At 62.0% G+C, this 18,237-nt stretch carries 19 protein-coding genes, 1 tRNA gene and 1 riboswitch; of the genes, 13 read left to right on the top strand and 7 right to left on the bottom strand.

From position 1 onward, the window contains the following. Positions 1-128: 128 nt before the first annotated feature. The 5 genes from R8871_RS20880 to glyA all read right to left on the bottom strand — a co-directional run bounded on the left by R8871_RS20880 (position 129) and on the right by glyA (position 3,892). Entirely contained in the window at positions 129-938 is an 810-nt protein-coding gene (locus R8871_RS20880; RefSeq protein ID WP_175052158.1) for a PilW family protein, read from the bottom strand. Continuing rightward, positions 935-1,369, bottom strand: a complete 435-nt coding sequence (locus R8871_RS20875; RefSeq protein ID WP_281370243.1) for a type IV pilus modification PilV family protein — start codon at positions 1,367-1,369, stop codon at positions 935-937. Before R8871_RS20875 ends, R8871_RS20880 begins: the two co-directional genes overlap by 4 nt. A 20-nt stretch (positions 1,370-1,389) precedes the next feature. Next, positions 1,390-1,956: a GspH/FimT family pseudopilin gene (locus tag R8871_RS20870; RefSeq protein ID WP_407673175.1), complete on the bottom strand. Its 567-nt coding sequence runs from the start codon at positions 1,954-1,956 to the stop codon at positions 1,390-1,392. 199 nt (positions 1,957-2,155) lie between these two features. Then, the gene (gene nrdR, locus R8871_RS20865; protein WP_027799387.1) at positions 2,156-2,638 is read right to left on the bottom strand and encodes a transcriptional regulator NrdR; all 483 of its coding nucleotides are present in this window, start codon (positions 2,636-2,638) and stop codon (positions 2,156-2,158) included. A gap of 6 nt (positions 2,639-2,644) precedes the next feature. Further along, entirely contained in the window at positions 2,645-3,892 is a 1,248-nt protein-coding gene (gene glyA / locus R8871_RS20860; RefSeq protein WP_175052155.1) for a serine hydroxymethyltransferase, read from the bottom strand. A 166-nt stretch (positions 3,893-4,058) separates the two neighbouring features. Further along, positions 4,059-4,167: riboswitch (ZMP/ZTP riboswitch) on the bottom strand. A gap of 238 nt (positions 4,168-4,405) precedes the next feature. On the opposite strand from glyA, the gene ydfG reads away from it, so the two are divergent. The 11 genes from ydfG (at position 4,406) to R8871_RS20805 (ending at position 12,823) form a co-directional block, all read left to right on the top strand. Next, complete coding sequence (gene ydfG / locus R8871_RS20855) at positions 4,406-5,152, top strand: bifunctional NADP-dependent 3-hydroxy acid dehydrogenase/3-hydroxypropionate dehydrogenase YdfG (protein ID WP_093644681.1); 747 nt, start codon at positions 4,406-4,408, stop codon at positions 5,150-5,152. 70 nt (positions 5,153-5,222) lie between these two features. Next, complete coding sequence (gene ybgC / locus R8871_RS20850; protein WP_175052154.1) at positions 5,223-5,702, top strand: tol-pal system-associated acyl-CoA thioesterase; 480 nt, start codon at positions 5,223-5,225, stop codon at positions 5,700-5,702. Positions 5,703-5,857: 155 nt separating this feature from the next. Next, entirely contained in the window at positions 5,858-6,535 is a 678-nt protein-coding gene (gene tolQ, locus R8871_RS20845; protein ID WP_012431821.1) for a protein TolQ, read from the top strand. 10 nt (positions 6,536-6,545) lie between these two features. Beyond that, the gene (gene tolR / locus R8871_RS20840; protein WP_175052153.1) at positions 6,546-6,989 is read left to right on the top strand and encodes a protein TolR; all 444 of its coding nucleotides are present in this window, start codon (positions 6,546-6,548) and stop codon (positions 6,987-6,989) included. After that, the gene (tolA, locus tag R8871_RS20835) at positions 6,986-7,978 is read left to right on the top strand and encodes a cell envelope integrity protein TolA (RefSeq protein WP_175052152.1); all 993 of its coding nucleotides are present in this window, start codon (positions 6,986-6,988) and stop codon (positions 7,976-7,978) included. The genes tolR and tolA overlap by 4 nt, the downstream gene beginning before the upstream one ends. 139 nt (positions 7,979-8,117) lie before the next feature. Beyond that, positions 8,118-9,410 (top strand): Tol-Pal system beta propeller repeat protein TolB, encoded by a 1,293-nt coding sequence (gene tolB, locus R8871_RS20830; protein ID WP_093644673.1) that lies wholly within the window; start codon positions 8,118-8,120, stop codon positions 9,408-9,410. A 32-nt stretch (positions 9,411-9,442) separates the two neighbouring features. Beyond that, positions 9,443-9,952 carry a peptidoglycan-associated lipoprotein Pal gene (gene pal, locus R8871_RS20825; protein WP_035552920.1) on the top strand — a complete coding sequence of 170 codons (510 nt, stop codon included), beginning with the start codon at positions 9,443-9,445 and terminating at the stop codon, positions 9,950-9,952. A 19-nt stretch (positions 9,953-9,971) separates the two neighbouring features. Beyond that, on the top strand, positions 9,972-10,721 hold the full coding sequence (gene ybgF / locus R8871_RS20820; RefSeq protein ID WP_175052151.1) for a tol-pal system protein YbgF: 750 nt from the start codon (positions 9,972-9,974) through the stop codon (positions 10,719-10,721). A gap of 207 nt (positions 10,722-10,928) precedes the next feature. Continuing rightward, positions 10,929-11,004: transfer RNA gene (locus R8871_RS20815), tRNA-Lys, on the top strand. 441 nt (positions 11,005-11,445) lie between these two features. After that, complete coding sequence (locus tag R8871_RS20810; protein WP_175052192.1) at positions 11,446-11,817, top strand: hypothetical protein; 372 nt, start codon at positions 11,446-11,448, stop codon at positions 11,815-11,817. Between the two features lie 193 nt (positions 11,818-12,010). Beyond that, positions 12,011-12,823 (top strand): mechanosensitive ion channel family protein, encoded by an 813-nt coding sequence (locus R8871_RS20805; RefSeq protein WP_175052150.1) that lies wholly within the window; start codon positions 12,011-12,013, stop codon positions 12,821-12,823. A 171-nt stretch (positions 12,824-12,994) separates the two neighbouring features. Here the strand turns inward: R8871_RS20805 and R8871_RS20800 are convergent, their stop codons facing one another. Beyond that, positions 12,995-13,669, bottom strand: coding sequence for a DedA family protein (locus R8871_RS20800; protein ID WP_175052149.1), 675 nt, complete (start codon positions 13,667-13,669; stop codon positions 12,995-12,997). A 275-nt stretch (positions 13,670-13,944) separates the two neighbouring features. Between R8871_RS20800 and mutL the strand changes: the two genes are divergently transcribed. Together mutL and miaA are read left to right on the top strand one after the other, a co-directional pair. Beyond that, on the top strand, positions 13,945-16,017 hold the full coding sequence (gene mutL / locus R8871_RS20795; protein ID WP_175052148.1) for a DNA mismatch repair endonuclease MutL: 2,073 nt from the start codon (positions 13,945-13,947) through the stop codon (positions 16,015-16,017). Between the two features lie 43 nt (positions 16,018-16,060). After that, positions 16,061-17,017 carry a tRNA (adenosine(37)-N6)-dimethylallyltransferase MiaA gene (gene miaA / locus R8871_RS20790; protein ID WP_175052147.1) on the top strand — a complete coding sequence of 319 codons (957 nt, stop codon included), beginning with the start codon at positions 16,061-16,063 and terminating at the stop codon, positions 17,015-17,017. Positions 17,018-17,104: 87 nt separating this feature from the next. Here the strand turns inward: miaA and purM are convergent, their stop codons facing one another. Then, positions 17,105-18,160, bottom strand: a complete 1,056-nt coding sequence (gene purM / locus R8871_RS20785; protein ID WP_175052146.1) for a phosphoribosylformylglycinamidine cyclo-ligase — start codon at positions 18,158-18,160, stop codon at positions 17,105-17,107. Positions 18,161-18,237: the final 77 nt, after the last annotated feature.

Here is an 18,237-nt window from a genome sequence, read left to right as displayed (position 1 = left end):
GGAAATCAGCAAAACGATCGGCAGGACGGTGCCGCTATTGCGAACGCGCGAGCGACGCCAGGTGCAGGGAAGACGTGTCAAATGTTTCAACGACGCGCAGCGGTGCGTTGGATTGCGGAGCCCTTCTGTCACAGGAGATCCTCCGCGTGATTGCGTATCGCCACGCGCCGCCAGAAAGCCTGCCGCGCCCGCGTGTCGGCGCCTAGAGCGCTCGCGCCGTCGCAATCTACGTAACGCATACGCCGTCCTTGCGGCGATCCCCGAACGAGCACACAGAGATCGACCGCGACGATCTTTGCCCATTGGCCGCCCGTCATTGCCGATGCATCTATTGCGGCCAGGCCCCCGGCCAGCCAGTACCTGAATCGCACGCGCTCGACGCCTTCGACCAACGGCTGCGCGGACCCTGCCTTGCCATTGCCTTCGCAGTAAAGCTCCGGCTCACCCGTCGAACCGCTGACTCTCGCGAAGTATCGGTTGACCACCAACACGCCCTGCCCGCCGAGTGCCGCGTTGTTGTTCGTTACAGTCTGGCCCAGGCAGTCGGTTGTTTGGCCCGTCGCTGAAGGCCACGTCGAAACGTTGTCCCCAACGTAACGGACTACGATGCCGTCAGAGCGGCCGGCTAACGCCTCGCAGGCAACGCTGTCGTCCGCGCCGGTCGGGCGGCCACCCGAACAACCGAACAACGGCGGCGGACTATTGAACCTCACGACGTCCGCGGGCACGAAGCCGGCCATTTGAATTTGCTGGCCCATCAACGTAAGCGCGCTCAGACCGGCTTCGCGAATCCGCATCGCATCGCCCGCGCGCTCGAACACGTTGCGCTGCGTTGTATAGAGCGCGACCGCGCCGGCGGTCACCACCAGCCCCAACGCAATGGCGATCACGAACTCGACGAGCGTATGCCCACGCGCGACAACCATACGCCGCGTCATTTCGCGAAAGCCAACGCAACGCATGAGGAGCCCGCAGGGACATCCGCACCACCGCATGACTCGGGCTTGTCGATGACATCGCCGGCGCGCGGCGTGTCACGCAGGGCCGTCCACGTGACACGCGCGGCGGATACACCGCCGCTTTCTGCTACCGACGCCTCGCCATGCGGCAACAAGGCCGTTGCACGCGCGCTCCATTGCCTGATCGCAGAATCGCCTGCCGATGGCTCACGCATTGCTTCGGCAACGGAATCGGCTATCCATGCTGCGTGCTCGCGCATTGCCATCGCACGGGCTTCGCGCGCAGTCCACAATTGACCGGCGATCAACCCGAGCGCGGTCACTGCCATCAATGCAACGGCCAGCATCACTTCGATCAGCGAACTACCCCTATGCCTTCGTGAGCGCGTTGCTGCGCAGTTGCGCGCCAAAGAATTCGACGGGCACCGGCTCACGATGCCGCTCCACACGCGCCCTCGACAATCCGCGCGCGCCCGCCCGCCGCAATGCGGATGCAGCGCCGCCACTTGTCGCCTTGCGTCGCTTTCGACGGCACGCGCGGCGCGATCTCAAAGCTGCGAAAAGTGCCGATCAGCTGCCCTGCGGGAGGCGTAAAAGTGAGATTTGTCTGCGTCCCGATGATGCTGACTGCCGCGAGCAAAGGATGCGCGCGCAGTAGTGAGAGCGTGCCACCGCGGTCGGCGAATACGGCCCAGCCACACGACCAGTCCGTGACGCCGTTGCCGCAAGCTTGCCCTGCGGCAAGGCAACGCCGTGCCGCGTCGATCCGGCACACGGTGACGCGAGCACCGCGTCGCAATGCCTCGCTGCGCGCATAGGCGAGCGTTGAAGCAAGCACTTTCGCGCGTGCGTCAACCTGGTCCCGCAGGTGCCACGCAACGAACGACGGTGTTGCCATGACCGCGACTATCGCCAGCAGCGCAACAACCGCCAGTGTTTCGACAAGCGTAAAGCCGCGGCGCGGCCGCAAACAGACTGCATCCCATTTCATCTGCATCCCTGATCGTTTCGAAGCATGCAGCCAATCTAGCGATTCGCAGGCAGGTCAACAATCGGCCGAACGGCCAGGTGGCACTCAGACGCTATCCCACGCAAAAATGCACGCGTGACGAACCATAACGGGAGCGGAGATGGAGATGCGCAAAGCTACGCAGCGGAAAACAGAACCTGGCGCGCAATTTCAGGCGCGACAGCAATCAGCGCTTGCGGGACGGCTTGGGAGGAGAAGAGGCTCGGCGAAATTCTTCGATCACGTCCTCGAATTCGGAGACGTCTTCGAAGCGCCGGTAGACAGAGGCGAAACGAACATAGGCAATCGTATCGAGCGCACGCAACTCGTTCATCACGAGTTCGCCGAGGCGCTCGCTGCGCACCTCACGCTCGCCACTGCCGAGCAGTTGATACTCGATGCGGGCGACTGCCGCGTCGATCGCGTCCGCCGCCACCGGGCGCTTGCGCAGCGCCAGTTGCATGCTTGCGACGATCTTGCGGCGATCGAATTCCGTGCGGCTGCCGTCCTTCTTGACGACCGACGGCAACGCCAGCTCGACCCGCTCATACGTCGTGAAACGTTTGTCGCAGGCCGGGCAGCGGCGGCGCCGACGAATCGTCGCGCCGTCTTCGGATACGCGGGAATCCACAACTTGCGTATCGGCGTGACGGCAGAAGGGGCAATGCATGGCGGCTTAGCGGTAAACCGGGAAGCGCTGGGTCAGCTCGGCCACTTGCGCGCGCACGCGTTCGATCGTGGCTGCGTCTTCCGGGTTGTCCAGCACGTCGGCGATCAGGTTACCCACCTGCTCCGCTTCCTTGACACCGAAGCCACGCGTGGTCATGGCCGGCGAGCCGAGACGCACACCGCTCGTGACGAACGGCTTTTCCGGGTCGTTCGGAATCGCGTTCTTGTTGACCGTGATATGTGCCGCGCCGAGCGCCGCTTCCGCTGCCTTGCCGGTGATCTTCTTCGCACGCAGGTCGACCAGCATCACGTGGCTTTCAGTGCGGCCAGACACGATACGCAGCCCGCGCTTGACCAGCGTCTCAGCCAGCACGCGCGCGTTCTCCACGACCTGTTGCTGATACGCCTTGAACTCCGGCGACAGTGCTTCCTTGAACGCCACAGCCTTGCCGGCGATCACGTGCATCAGCGGACCACCTTGAATGCCCGGGAAAATTGCCGAATTGATCTGCTTTTCGAACTCGGCCTTCATCAGGATCACGCCGCCGCGCGGGCCGCGCAGGCTCTTGTGCGTGGTGGTGGTGACGAAATCGGCGTGCGGCACCGGGTTCGGGTAGACGCCGGCGGCGACGAGGCCGGCATAGTGCGCCATGTCGACCATGAAATACGCGCCGACCGACTTGGCGATCTTCGACATCCGTTCGAAGTCGATGCGCAGCGAAAACGCCGATGCACCGGCCACGATCAGCTTCGGCTTGTGTTCCTGGGCCAGCTTCTCGGCAGCGTCGTAGTCGATGTCTTCGGCTTCGTTCAGGCCATAGCTCACCACGTTGAACCACTTGCCCGACATGTTGACCGGCGAACCGTGCGTGAGGTGACCGCCGTGCGCGAGGCTCATACCCATGATCGTGTCGCCCGGCTTGAGCATGGCGAAGAACACGCCCTGGTTCGCCTGCGAGCCGGAATTCGGCTGCACGTTGGCGGCTTCGGCGCCGAACAGTTGCTTCACGCGGTCGATCGCCAGTTGCTCGGCGACGTCGACGAATTCGCAACCGCCGTAGTAGCGCTTGCCCGGATACCCTTCGGCGTACTTGTTGGTGAGTTGCGAGCCTTGCGCAGCCATCACGGCCGGGCTCGTGTAGTTTTCCGACGCGATCAGTTCGATGTGCTCTTCCTGACGGCGGTTTTCCTGCTCGATGACCTTCCAGAGTTCAGGATCGACGTTGGCGATGGTGCTTTGGGCTCTATCAAACATACGGATTCCGTTGAGTGTGTTCAGGTTGACCGGATCGTGCGCCGAATCTTGCGTAGAGGGTACGCAGCGCTGCTGGCAGCTGGGCCAGCCCTGACGTGGCGGATGGAGAGTCGCCGCACACGCGAGGCAGGACAGCCACCGTCAGCGCAGATCAATGCGCGCGGATCACGGCTGCCCAGGCGAACGGCAAAACGGCTCCCTGCGCTTCACGGTGGGTTGCTCCACCTTGAACCCGATTGCTCGAATCGGTTCTATCGCCAGTCACGCAGGGATGAGCGCGTTAGTTTATTGGAAGAGGATCGAATAGGCAACCGGCTTCCTGCCGGACCGGCGGGCGCTCGGGAAACCGGTCCTGACGCCGCTGCGAGGGGCGCGCAAACGTCTGACGAAAACTCGCCCGCCACCCGCTGCGCGTCACTGCCGCAGCCGCTCGTGCGGCTGGTTCATCCTTGCCGCAGCGCCGCATTGGAAGTAGGCTTGGGGCCTTTCTCTCTTACCAACCAGGGAACTGCAATGATCGTGTTCGTCACCGGAGCGTCCGCAGGATTTGGCGCCGCTATCGCTCGTGCTTTCGTCAAGGGCGGCCATCGCGTCGTCGCCACTGCGCGCCGCAAGGACCGCCTGCAGGCACTCGCCGACGAACTCGGCGACGCCCTTCTGCCGTATGAACTCGACGTGCGCGACCGCGCCGCCGTCGAGGCCGTGCCTGCCTCGCTGCCCGCCGATTTCGCCGCACTCGACGTGCTGGTCAATAACGCCGGCCTCGCGCTTGGCATCGAGCCGGCGCAAAGAGCGAGTCTGGACGAGTGGAACACCATGATCGAGACCAACTGCACGGGCCTTGTGCAGGTCACGCATGCACTCCTGCCCGGCATGGTGGAGCGCAACCGCGGGCACATTTTCAATCTGGGCTCGGCAGCCGGCAGCTGGCCTTACGCGGGCGGTAACGTGTACGGCGCAACCAAGGCGTTCGTGCGTCAGTTCAGTCTGAATCTGCGGGCCGATCTGGCCGGCACGGCACTGCGCGTGACCGACATCGAGCCAGGCCTGTGCGGCGGCACCGAGTTCTCGAACGTGCGTTTCCGCGGCAACGACGAAAAAGCGGCCAAGATGTACGAGAACGTACAACCGCTGACACCCGAAGATATCGCCGACTCGATCTACTGGATCGCCACGCGTCCTGCGCACGTCAACATCAACACGATCGAACTGATGCCGGTGGCCCAATCCTTCTCCGCTTTGTCCGTTCATCGCGGCTGAATTCCCGGCTGAGGCCCGCCAGACGGGGCGCACATCTTGAAACAGACCTCCGGGTGTGCGTTCCGGTAAAATGCGCCGCATGAATATGTCGACCAGCCAGCCCGGCACGGAAATCGGGTTCACGTGGCCAATCCGCGTGTACTACGAAGATACCGACGCCGGCGGCATCGTGTTTTACGCGAATTATCTGAAGTTTTTCGAACGTGCGCGCACCGAATGGCTACGCGCGTGCGGCGTCGACCAGAACCGTCTCGCCGGCGAATCGGGTGCAATCTTCATCGTGCGCAGCACCGCAGTCGACTATCGGGCACCGGCCCGGCTCGACGATGTCGTCAAAGTGGTGAGCCGAATTGAACGTCTTGGCCGCGCGTCTGTCGATTTTGCGCAGGAAGCGTGGCGGGACGGCACGCTGCTTGCTACCGGTTCCATCCGGGTCGGCTGCGTCGAGCGCATTGCGCTGCGGCCGGTCGCGATTCCTCCGCCCGTTCTCGCGGCGTTGCGGCGCGGTCCGGGCGCGAACGACGGTGGCATGTCAACGGACAACGACTGAACCCCGTTGTTACGGGGCCAGTGAACTCGTATCGATCAAGCAACACAAAGCATGGTTCGGCTTGCAATATCGCCGATGCTTCCGTTTTGCTCACGGCAAGCTTCGAGTGACCTTGCAGCCGGACGCCCCCTTCCGGGACGTTAAAACGAACCTTTATGAACACTACACAAGATCTGTCGATCGTTTCTCTCGTACTCAATGCGAGCCTGCTGGCGCAGGCCGTCATGGCGCTGCTGCTTCTGCTGTCGCTGTTGTCGTGGACCTTCATCTTCCGCAAGTGGTTTGCGATCCGCCGGGCGCGCGCGCAAACTGAACGCTTCGAACGCGATTTCTGGTCGGGTGGCGACCTGCAGGCGCTCTACCAGAGCGCCGCCAACAATCGCCACACGATCGGCGCACTGGAACGGATTTTCGAGTCCGGCATGCGCGAATTCCTGAAGGGCAAGGAAAAACGCCTGAACGATTCAGGCGCGATTCTCGACGGCGCGCGCCGCGCCATGCGCGCCGCGTTCCAGCGTGAAATGGACGTGCTCGAGGCAAACCTGGCGTTTCTCGCATCGGTCGGCTCGGTCAGCCCGTATATCGGTCTGTTCGGCACGGTGTGGGGGATCATGAACGCGTTCCGCGGCCTTGCCAACGTGCAGCAGGCTACGCTTGCGAACGTCGCTCCCGGTATTGCCGAAGCACTGACCGCCACCGCAATCGGCCTGTTCGCCGCGATTCCGGCCGTGGTCGCCTACAACCGCTACGCACACGACATCGACCGTCTGGCGATCCGCTTCGAGACCTTCATCGAAGAATTCTCGAACATTCTGCAGCGCCAGGCACAGTAAGGAGTCCACGATGGCAGGCTCTTCCTCCAGCATGCGCGGCTCCCGTCAGCGCCGCGCGATGGCCGACATCAACGTCGTGCCGTACATCGACGTGATGCTCGTGCTACTCGTGATCTTCATGGTGACTGCGCCGCTCGTCGCCCCGTCGATCGTCAATCTGCCGACCGTCGGCGGCGCCGCGCCTCAGCAGCAGACCCCGCCGGTGATCGTCAATATTCGCGCGGACGGCAATATGAGCGTCAAATACAAGGATGACGCGGGCGCGCAGCAGCAGGAAGACATGACCAAGGCCGATCTGCACGGCTTTATCGCCGACCGCGCGCAGTCGCACCCTGATCAGCCTGTCGTGATCGCCGCCGACAAGACCGTGAAGTACGAAGTCGTGATGAACGTGATGTCCGAGTTGAAAGCTCAAGGTGTCAAGCGCGTTGGATTGCTCGTCAAATCACAATGATCCGCAAGAATTCCGAATACCCGCTTCAGCCGCCGCGTGAACGCGGCACCTGGCGAGCCTTTGTGTTCGCCCTGGTGATGCACGCGCTGCTCGGGTTCTTCCTGTATCACGGCATTCAATGGCAGAACAGCACGCCTGAAGGCGCGGAAGCAGAACTGTGGACCGAGGTGCCGGATTCGGCGATTCCGCGCCCGCCCCCGCCGCCGCCCGTTCCTGTCGCCCCTGCCGCGCCGCTACCGGACGAACAGGCCGACATCGCGCTGCAGGAAAAGAAACGCCAGCAGCAGGAAGCGGCCCGTCAGGCGCAACTGGCCGAGCAACTGCGTCAGCAGAAGCTGCAAGCCCAGCAGGAAGCCGAGGCGAAGCGCCAGCAGCAACTGGCAGCCGATCAGGCTGCGCAAAAAGCCGCGGCTGCCAAGCAGAAACAGTTGCAACAACAGCAACAGCAGCAGGCCGACAAGCTGAAACAACAGCAATTGGCCGATCAGCAGAAGCAGCAGCAGGAACAGCAGAAACAGGCCGACGCTGAGGCGCAGAAGAAGGCCGATGCGCAGAAAGCAGCGAAGGCCAAGGCGCAGGCCGATGCAGCGGCGCAAGCCAAGAAGCTGGATGCGGAGCGTCGTGCGCGGCTTGCCCAGATGCAAGGTTCTGCAGGCGCACCTGGCTCGACCGGCAATGGACTAGCGAAGAGCGGCACGGGTAGCGGCTCGGGTGGCACGGCGACATCGCCGGGTTACGCGGACAAGGTGCGCCGTGTGGTGCGTCCGAACATCTCGTGGGGTGGCGAAACGGAAGGTCTGGAGACCGTCATCTCCGTGCGCTGCTCGCCGACAGGCACGTTGCTGGACGCGCAGATCGCGCACAGCAGCGGTAACCCGGCGTGGGACGATGCGGCGTTGCGGGCCGTCCAGCGTTCCAATCCGATGCCTCAGGACATCGACGGGAAGACGCCAACCAGCTTCAAGATTACGTTGCGCCCGGCAGGTTGATTGCAACAGTTTGACAGTCAGTTGACAGCAGACGCCGCGCCCCGCCCAGCGCGGCGCACCCGGGAACGAATTAGTTGTTTTCGGGTCTCTCTGCTGTCATGAAGTGTTAGTAAAACCGTTTTTGGGGAAACCATTCAGCATGAGTTTGATGACCAAGCTAGGCCTGCGGACACTCGTAGCATCGTGCCTGATCGCCGTCGGCGGCGCCGCCCACGCACAACTCAACGTCCTCGTGACAGGCGTCGGGTCCACCCAGTTTCCGATCGCAACGGCGAATTTCGCCAATGAAGCGAACTCGCCGCAGCAGGTCAGTACGATCGTGCGTCAGGATCTGCAACGCAGCGGCAAATTCACGAATATCGACGCGGGCAGCACGCCGGTCGCAGAAACCGATTCCGTCGACCTCGGCAGCTGGAAGGCCAAGGGCGCCAACGCGTTCGTGTCAGGCAGCGTCAACCGCTTGCCGAACGGCCAGTACGAAGTGCGCTTCAAACTGTACGACACCGTCAAGGGCGAAAGCCTGGGCGGCCTCGTGCTGGTGAGCCCGGAAAGCGGCTTGCGCATGAGCGCGCACAAAGTCGCGGACTATATCTACGCGAAGCTGATGGGCGGCCGCGGTGTGTTCGCCACGCGCCTCTCGTACGTCATCAAGACCGGTGGCCGTTATCAGTTGCAGATCTCCGATTCGGACGGCCAGGACGCGCACATCGCGCTGTCGAGCCCCGAGCCGATCATCTCGCCCGCCTGGTCGCCTGACGGCACAAAGGTCGCTTACGTTTCGTTCGAAAAGAAGAAGCCGATCGTCTACATCCACGATCTGCCTACGGGCCGTCGCGTGGTCGTATCGGACCAGAAGGGTAACAACAGTGCGCCGGCATGGTCGCCGGATGGCCGCACGCTGGCCGTCGCGCTCTCACGCACAGGCAACACGCAGATTTTCGCCGTCAATGCGGACGGCAGCGGCCTGCGGCGTCTGACGCAAGGCAGCTCTATCGACACCGAACCGTGCTTCTCTCCTGACGGTCAGTCGATCTATTTCACCAGCGACCGCGGCGGTCAACCGCAGATCTACAAGATGTCGGCCCAGGGCGAAAACGCCGGCGCCGCGCAACGCGTGACCTTCACGGGCAGCTACAACACCAGCCCGCGCGTGAGCCCGGACGGCAAGCAGCTCGCCTACATCTCGCGCGTCGGCGGCGGCTTCAAGCTGTATATCCAGGACCTGCAAGGCAACACGGCAACAGGCCTGACGGACACCACACACGACGAATCGCCGAGCTTCGCGGCGAACGGTCAGTACATTCTTTACGCCACAGAGGTGAACGGCCGTGGCGTGTTGGCCGCAGTATCGACCGACGGTCGCACTCGGCAGGTCCTGTCCGTTCAGGGTGGCAGCGTACGCGAGCCATCCTGGGGCCCGTTTATGCAGTAACGTTCATGCAACAACACAAGGAGAGTAACAAAATGATGTCAAAACTTCGTTTCGCATTTGCCGTATTGATGGTCGGTGCGCTGGCCGCATGTCACTCGGGCGTCAAGCTCGACGAAAACGCTAACAAGGGTGGTGCAGTTTCGACGCAACCGAATCCGACCGATGTCGCTCAGGTCAACGTCGATCCGCTGAACGATCCGAACAGCCCGCTCGCCAAGCGCAGCATTTACTTCGACTTCGACAGCTACTCGGTCAAGGACGACTATCAATCGCTGCTGCAACAACACGCGCAATACCTGAAGAGCCATCCGCAACGTCACGTCCTGATCCAGGGCAACACCGACGAACGCGGCACCAGCGAATACAACCTGGCACTCGGCCAGAAGCGTGCAGAAGCGGTTCGCCGTTCGCTGTCGCTGATGGGCGTGACGGACTCGCAAATGGAAGCCGTGAGCCTCGGCAAGGAAAAGCCGCAAGCGACCGGTCATGACGAATCGTCGTGGGCACAAAACCGCCGCGCCGACCTCGTGTACCAACAGTAAGTAACAGGTGATGAGCCGAATGACGCATCGTTTCTCCTGGCTGCGGTTTGCCGCAGCGGCCTGCGTCGCGGGCACGGCCTTCGCGGCTGTGCCTGCTCATGCGGGCATCTTCGACGACGATCAGGCCCGTCAGGCCATTCTCGATCTGCGTTCGAAGACCGATAGCCTGTCGAGCCAGCTGTCGGCCGCACAACGCACTATCCTCGATCAGTCCAACCGCCTCGATCAGCTGAATCAGCAGGTCGCGACGCTGCGTGGGCAGAACGAAGATATGGGCAACCAACTCACCACGCTGCAAAAGCAGCAGAAGGACTACTACACCGATCTGGACACGCGGCTGAAGAAATTCGAGCCGCAGCAACAGACGGTGGACGGCGTCCAGGGTGAGGTGCAGCCGGGTGAAACCGATTCGTTCAACGCGGCTTCACAGCAGTTCCGCAACGGCGACTTCAAGAATGCGGCGGCGTCGTTCCGCAGCTTCATCGCCAAGTTTCCGAACAGCCCTTACCAGCCGACCGCGCAGTACTGGCTCGGCAACGCGCTGTATGCGCTGCGTGACTACAAGGGCTCGACGGCGACCTGGCAAGGTGTGGTGGCCAAGTATCCGCAGCATCCGCGTGCGCCGGAGGCGTTGCTGGCGATTGCGAACAATCAGCTCGAGCAAGGTCAGAAGGCTGCGGCCAAGAAGACGCTGGAGCAGATCGTCGCGCAGTACAGTGGCTCGGATGTCGCGCAGTCAGCCCAGAGCAAGCTGTCGCAGATCAAGTAGTCGTTCAGGCAGTCGTATAAGGTTTGGCAGTTGACGTAACGCGCAGTGGCCACGCAGTCTTCAAATCAATAGTCACGCGCGCCTCTCGCTGGAAAGCCCGGGGTAGTGATACCTCGGGCTTTTCACTATCTGAAGTGCAGAAAACTCGACCAACCACCATGGGTTGACAACCTGCTGGTGTCATCGCTATAATCTCGCTTCTCTTTTGGGTCGTTAGCTCAGCTGGTAGAGCAGCGGACTTTTAATCCGTTGGTCACAGGTTCGAATCCCGTACGGCCTACCAAAAGATTCAAGGGCTTGCACGCGTCAGCGTCGCAAGCCCTTTTCTTTTTGCAGCTCGAATTCGCGCGAAGTCCCGGCGAATCACGCCCTCACCGTTCACCCCGTAGCGCTCGTATTTCCCCAATCGAATGACGTCGCAAAAACGTCGTTTGAGCGACGAGCGTAAACCGTGAAATCGATGAAATGGGAACGAAATCGCCGCACTCTTTACACGCACGCGAAGCATTCTCACAACGCCAATCACAAAGCCCCACGCAACCACAAGCCCTCTCCTACATCACGTTTCTTCGATTCCGAACAGATATAACGGACTCCGAACATTGATATTTATTGAGACATAAAGACGTGCAATGATCGCCGCCGATTCTGCGAATCGCGCTGCAACGCTGCGTGAGCAGACGCTTTGGCAACGCCGCAGACCCTGCGCTTTCATTCCGTCAACATGACCAATTTTCTGCTCGGCCTCGTCTCGAACCTTGTTTTGCTCGCTATCGTGCTGGGCGCATGTCATCTGTGCAACCGGCTCGTACCCGGCGCCGCGCTCAATGGTGCGCACATTTTCGTGGCGATGGCGGTGTCGGCCTTACTGCTCGACGCCGCGCTGACCTTTCTCGTGTTCGCCGATGCGCAGAGCCGCTACGGCAGATTCAGCACGCCGACCGCGTTCTTCGAACGCGCCGGCGCGTATGCGCTTGCGGCGATTGCCGCATTGGCGTTGCGTTACGTGACACGTCGCGCACGCACCGTCAAAACTAACCACGACGCACTGGTCATTCGCACGTCCCCGTATTCCGAATCTCATCTGCCGATGTAACCCCACGCAGCCCGTTTTCTTCCATTACGCAATCCGCATCATCAACAGGAACGGTCCTTGCGGTTGTGCGCGCCGTCGCATATAACTTTCGAAGATCGAGATTTACCGTGTGCGCCCGTCGCCGGGCATTTGCCGCTGTATTGCACCACCGCCGTTCAATCAGTCGAAGGCAACTCAACCAGCGAGGAACATCTTGGATCTCGAAACCGTACGCGTATTCATCATGACCCGAGGCATCGACCTCGGCACCAAGGTACTCGGCGCAATTGTCTTGTGGATCGTCGGCCGGTGGGTCATCGGCCTCATCACCGGCTTGCTTCGCAAGCTGCTGGCGAAAAATGGCCGCGTCGATCCAACACTCGCTCATTACCTCGGTTCGATTCTCGGCGCACTGCTGAATCTGCTGCTGATCCTCGCGATTCTGCAGGTGTTCGGTGTCCAGACCACCTCGTTCGCCGCGCTGCTCGCCGGCCTCGGCCTTGCAATCGGCACGGCGTGGGGCGGCTTGCTCGCCCACTTCGCGGCAGGCATCTTCATGCAGGTGCTGCGGCCGTTCAAGGTGGGGGACTTCGTGATGGCGGGCGGCGTCACGGGCACGGTCTCGGAACTGGGCCTGTTCGGCACGACCATCGTGACGCCCGACAATGTGGTAACCATTGTGGGCAACAACAAGATCTTTTCGGACACAATCTCGAACTACAGCGCATTGCCTGTGCGGCGCGTCGAGTTGACCGCGAAGATTGCAAACGGCGTCGATCCTACGGATGCGATGGTCCGGTTAAAGGCGGCCGTTACGCAGATCCCGAACGTGGCCGAGAGTCCCGCACCGGATATCGAAGTGTTGAGCTTCACGCCGGAAGGACCGTTGCTGTGCGTGCGGCCCTACACGCACACCGACCATTACTGGCAGGTCTACTTCGACACCAACCGCGCGATCATCCAGACCTTCAAGGATGCAGGCTATCCGACACCGGAAACGCCGATTGCTCCGCGTATCGTCAGTTGAGCATGATCGGGGCTTAGGTTTAGGTCTCGGGATCAAGGCCGACGTCCGCTAAGGTGAAGCGTTTTTCGCCAGATCAGCGCTTCAACTGATCGGAAGCCAGACCGCAAACGAAAACGGCGTCGCGAAATTCGCGACGCCGTTTGTTCGTTCAGCTTCTTATTACGTGAAGCCTTAGTGGTTGCCCGACTTGGCTGCGGCGTTCTTGCGCGTCACTTTCCACAGCGCGCCGAGCACAACCGGCACCACGGCCGCGCCGATACCCACCAGCACGATCAGGTTCAAATACTGACGGATGAACGGAATGTTGCCAAAGAAGTAACCGAGGAACACCAGCAACAACACCCAGAACAGCGCACCCAGCACATTGAAAAGCTGGAATCGGCTAACCGTCATCTCCGACGCACCCGCCACGAATGGGGCGAAAGTCCGCACCACCGGAATGAAACGCGCCAGCACGATGGTCTTGCCGCCATGCTTCTCGTAGAAGTTATGAGTCTTCTGCAGTGCGCTGCGGTCGAGGAAGCGTTCAAGGAAAGGGATGTGCGAATTGAACACCCGAGGCCCGATAGACCGCCCGACCATATAGTTCACCGTGTTGCCGACGACCGCCGCGACGAGCAGCAGCACAATCAGCAAACCGAGATTCATTTCGCCAGTCGCGCAAAAAGCGCCGCCGATGAACAGCAGCGAATCGCCCGGCAGAAATGGCAGCACGACCAGCCCGGTTTCGCAGAACACGATCAGAAACAGCACCGCGTACACCCAGGCGCCGTACTCGTGAATAAAGACTCCCAGAAACTTGTCGATGTGCAAGACAAGATTGGCGAACTGTAGCAGCGTGTCCAAAAAGCGTCCTTTATTAAGCGAATGTGAGCGTGGCGGGAGCGGCCGCGTCAGCAGCCTTGCGGGCGATGAGTAGCGAACGCATGTGCTCGCCGCCGGAAATTGACCGCGTCATGATACCGAAAGTGCCCGGCTGCGATTAAAAAACTGCCGTGTGCGGACAATTTCGACGCCGTGCGGCGATTCGGCAGTTCTGCAGTCCTCGAGTGCGAGACCGCGGCGATTCCTGGCTTCGGCCCGCATCCAGCCTGTTCGCGCCGAATCGCTATAATTTCGCCATGTCAGAATTCTCCGAAACGCCTGCCGGCACCGCCGACGCGGCCGCAGTTTCCGCCGCCGCGCCCGTCCCACGCCCGTTGCGGGCGATCCAGCCCTTGCCCGATCAGTTGATCAGCCAGATTGCCGCCGGCGAAGTGGTCGAACGGCCGGCCTCGGTGGTCAAGGAATTGCTGGAAAACGCGCTCGACGCCGGCGCGCAGACGCTGCGTATCCTGCTTGACGAAGGCGGCGTCAAACGCATCTCGATCACCGACGACGGCTGCGGCATCCCCGAACACGAACTCGCGCTCGCGCTGATGCGTCACGCGACCAGCAAGATCCGCTCGCTCGCCGAACTGGAAGCGGTTGCAACGCTGGGGTTTCGCGGTGAGGCGCTGGCATCGATTGCATCCGTCGCGCAAATGGCCATCACGAGCCGCACGGCTGACGCGCCGCACGCCGTGCGCGTCGACGCGCAGACGGGCGTGCTGAGCCCCGCTGCGGGCACCCAGGGCACCACGATCGAAGTCCGCGAGTTGTACTTCAATACGCCCGCACGCCGCAAATTCCTCAAAAGCGAGCAGACCGAACTCGGTCATTGCCTCGAACAGATTCGCCGTGCTGCGCTGGCGCGGCCGGATGTGGCGATTTCGGTCCTGCATAACGGTAAGGCGGTCGAACACTGGAACGCCAGCGAACCGCCCGTGCGCGTCGCCAAGATCCTCGGCGAAACCTTTGCGACGGCTCATTTGCCGCTCGACGAATCCGCTGGACCGCTCGCCGTCTACGGCTGCGCAGGCCTGCCGACCGCGAGCCGCGGACGCGCCGATCAGCAGTATTTCTTCGTCAATGGCCGGTTCGTGCGCGACAAGCTGCTCACGCACGCCGTGCGCGCCGCCTACGAAGACGTGCTGCACGGCGACCGCTATCCGTCCTACGTACTATTTCTCGATCTGCCGCCAGAAGCGGTCGACGTGAACGTGCATCCGTCCAAAATCGAAGTGCGGTTTCGCGATTCCCGCTCGATTCACCAGTTCGTGTTCCACGCCGTGCAGCGTGCGTTGGCGCGGCACGCGGGCGCCTCGCCCGAAACGACAGCCGGTGGCCATGCAGCGCATCTGGAAGCGTCGCCGGGTGGGCCGGCTTCGTTCGGCGCTACACCGCTCGGCGGTGCGGGTGCTGGAGGCGGCGGTGGTTTTGGCACCGGTGCAGGTGCAGGTGCAGGTGCAGGTGCAGGTGCAGGTGCAGGCAGCTTCGGCGGCTTTGCTAGCGGATCCGGATCCTCGCAGCCGGGCAATACCTGGATGCGCCAGGCGCGCATGACGCAAGGCACACTGCCGGTTGCCCAACCGCTGGCCTTCTACGACGCCCTCTTCGGCCGTAGAGACACGAACACGGGCACAGCGGAAGGCGCGACGCTCTTCGAAGCGCGCGACTCGGCTACGGAAGCGCCGTCCCCGTACAACACCTCATCGCCATACGCGTCGCCTGCGTTCAATGCCTCGGACGAACAGCCGCTCGGCTTCGCCCTTGGCCAGATTCACGGCATCTACGTGCTCGCACAGAACGCGTATGGGCTGGTGATTGTCGATATGCACGCCGCGCACGAGCGCATCCTGTACGAGCAGTTCAAGAACGCGCTGGCCGATCGCACGATTGCCGTGCAGCCGCTGCTGATTCCGCAAACGATGCAGGCCGATCCGATCGAAATCGGCACGGTCGAAGAAGAGCGCGACACGCTGGACGCACTCGGCTTCGACCTCGCCGTACTGTCGCCGACCACGCTCGCGATCCGCGCCGTGCCGGCGTTGCTGAAAGACGCCGATCTGCAGGCGCTGGCCCGTGCGGTCCTCACGGACCTGCATGCGTTCGGCGGTTCACGCGTATTGACGGAGCGTCAGCACGAACTGCTCGGCACACTCGCCTGCCATCACGCGGTGCGCGCGAACCGCCGTCTAACGCTCGACGAAATGAATGCCCTCCTGCGTCAGATGGAAGCAACCGAGCGCGCCGACCAATGCAACCACGGGCGTCCGACGTGGTATCAGTTGACGCTGTCCGATCTCGATCGGCTGTTCATGCGTGGGCAATGACGGTGCGCCTGATCAAGTTGACTTGGCGCGCGTCGTCTTGCCCATGACCTCAAGCACTTCACGCACACCCACGCCGATTCCCTGCCTGCTCGGCCCGACCGCATCCGGTAAAACCGCCGCCGCGCTGGCGCTGGCCGCACGGCGACCGGTAGAAATCATCAGTGTCGATTCGGCGCTGGTGTATCGCGAGATGGATATAGGCACTGCTAAGCCGTCGGCGGAAGAACGCGCGGTGGCGCCGCATCATCTGATCGACATTGTCGATCCGACGGACGCATATTCGGCGGCGGAATTTCGCAGCGACGCGTTGCGCCTGATTGGCGAGGTCAGCGCGCGCGGGCGGCTGCCGTTGCTGGTCGGCGGGACGATGCTGTACTACAAGGCGCTCACGCAAGGGCTAAACGACCTGCCCGCCGCCGATGCCGACGTGCGCGCGACACTCGACGCCGACGCCGCACGCGATGGCTGGCCAGCAATGCATGCGCGGCTTGCCGCCGTCGATCCCGTTACGGCTGCGCGTCTGGCGCCGAACGATTCGCAGCGGATTCAACGCGCGCTCGAAGTTTTCATGCTGACCGGGCAGGCAATGTCCGCTTTGCTGGCCGCACCCGCTCGAACGGATGACGCCGCTTTGGCGTGGCGCTTTGTGCCAATCGCGCTTGAGCCATCCGATCGGAGCTGGCTGCATGCGCGCATCGAAAAGCGCTTCGACGCCATGCTGGCCGACGGCTTTATCGACGAAGTGGTGAAATTGCGCGCGCGCGGGGATTTGCTGCCCGAGATGCCGTCCATGCGCTGCGTGGGATATCGGCAGGCTTGGGAATATCTCGACGGGGCGGTCGATTACTCGACCATGCGGGACAAGGGGGTGTTTGCTACCCGGCAATTGTGCAAACGGCAGCTCACATGGCTGCGCAGCATGACAGAGCGGGTTGTTGTTGATTGCTGCGACCCCAATGCTACTGGGCAGGTCGTGAGCTTGATTGAAGAGCTAGTTTGAGGTTTTGCCCACGCGGCGCATTCTTTCTGTACGTCGCGCAGGCAAACCCAGCCTTAAGTCAGGCTGCTTAAGGTCAAGCTGGCTTAGTTAGACCACCACCGTCTGAGCTTCACCAGCCGCGCTTTCGCGAATCACGCCGATTTTCCAGACCTGCTCGCCAGCCGCCGACAAAGATGCGATCGCAGCGTCAGCATCAGCCGCGGCAACCACCACCGCCATGCCGATCCCGCAGTTGAACACGCGGTGCATTTCCGCATCCGCCACGCCGCCGTGCTTTTGCAGCCACGAGAACAGCGGCGGCATCGGCCAGCTGCTGTGATCCAGCTCAGCCGTCAGACCTTCGCGCAAAACGCGCGGAATGTTTTCGACCAGACCACCGCCGGTGATGTGCGCCATACCCTTCACAGCGATCTGCTGCATCAAGGCCAGCAAAGGCTTCACATAAATATGCGTAGGCGCCATCAGCGCATCGGCCAGCGAGCGGCCATCAAAATCCGCATTCAGATCCGGCTGCGCACGCTCAATGATCTTGCGCACCAGCGAAAAACCATTCGAATGGATGCCGCTGGAAGCAAGGCCCAGCACCACATCGCCCGGGGCGATCGTGCTGCCGTCGATAATCTTGCTCTTTTCCACCGCGCCGACCGCAAAACCGGCCAGGTCGTATTCACCGTCCGGATACATGCCCGGCATTTCAGCCGTCTCGCCACCGATCAGCGCGCAGCCCGACAGTTCGCACCCATGCGCGATACCCTTCACGACCGTTGCCGCGGTACCGACGTCCAGCTTGCCGCAAGCGAAATAATCGAGGAAGAACAGCGGCTCGGCGCCCTGAACCAGGATGTCGTTCACGCTCATCGCCACCAGATCCTGGCCGACGGTGTCGTGTTTGTTCAGTTGGAATGCGAGGCGCAGCTTGGTGCCGACACCGTCTGTGCCCGAAACCAGCACCGGTTCCTTGTATTTCTTCGGCACTTCAAACAGCGCGCCAAACCCGCCGATGCCACCCAGTACGCCGTCGCGCATCGTCTTTTTGGCAAAGGGCTTGATCGCGTCGACAAGGGCGTCGCCCGCGTCGATGTCCACGCCGGCGTCGCGATACGACAAACCTTGGGCGTCAGAGGCGGATTTCGGTTGATTCATGGGGAAGAGCAAGAAGGTCGGTAAAATGCGATTTTACCCGATGCTGGCCGGCCGGCTGGCTGGAATTTGAATCATCC

The sequence above is a fragment of the Paraburkholderia sediminicola genome (genome assembly GCF_902859805.1).
Classification (GTDB): Bacteria; Pseudomonadota; Gammaproteobacteria; order Burkholderiales; family Burkholderiaceae; genus Paraburkholderia; species Paraburkholderia sediminicola.
This window is presented reverse-complemented; position numbering and strand designations above follow the sequence as displayed.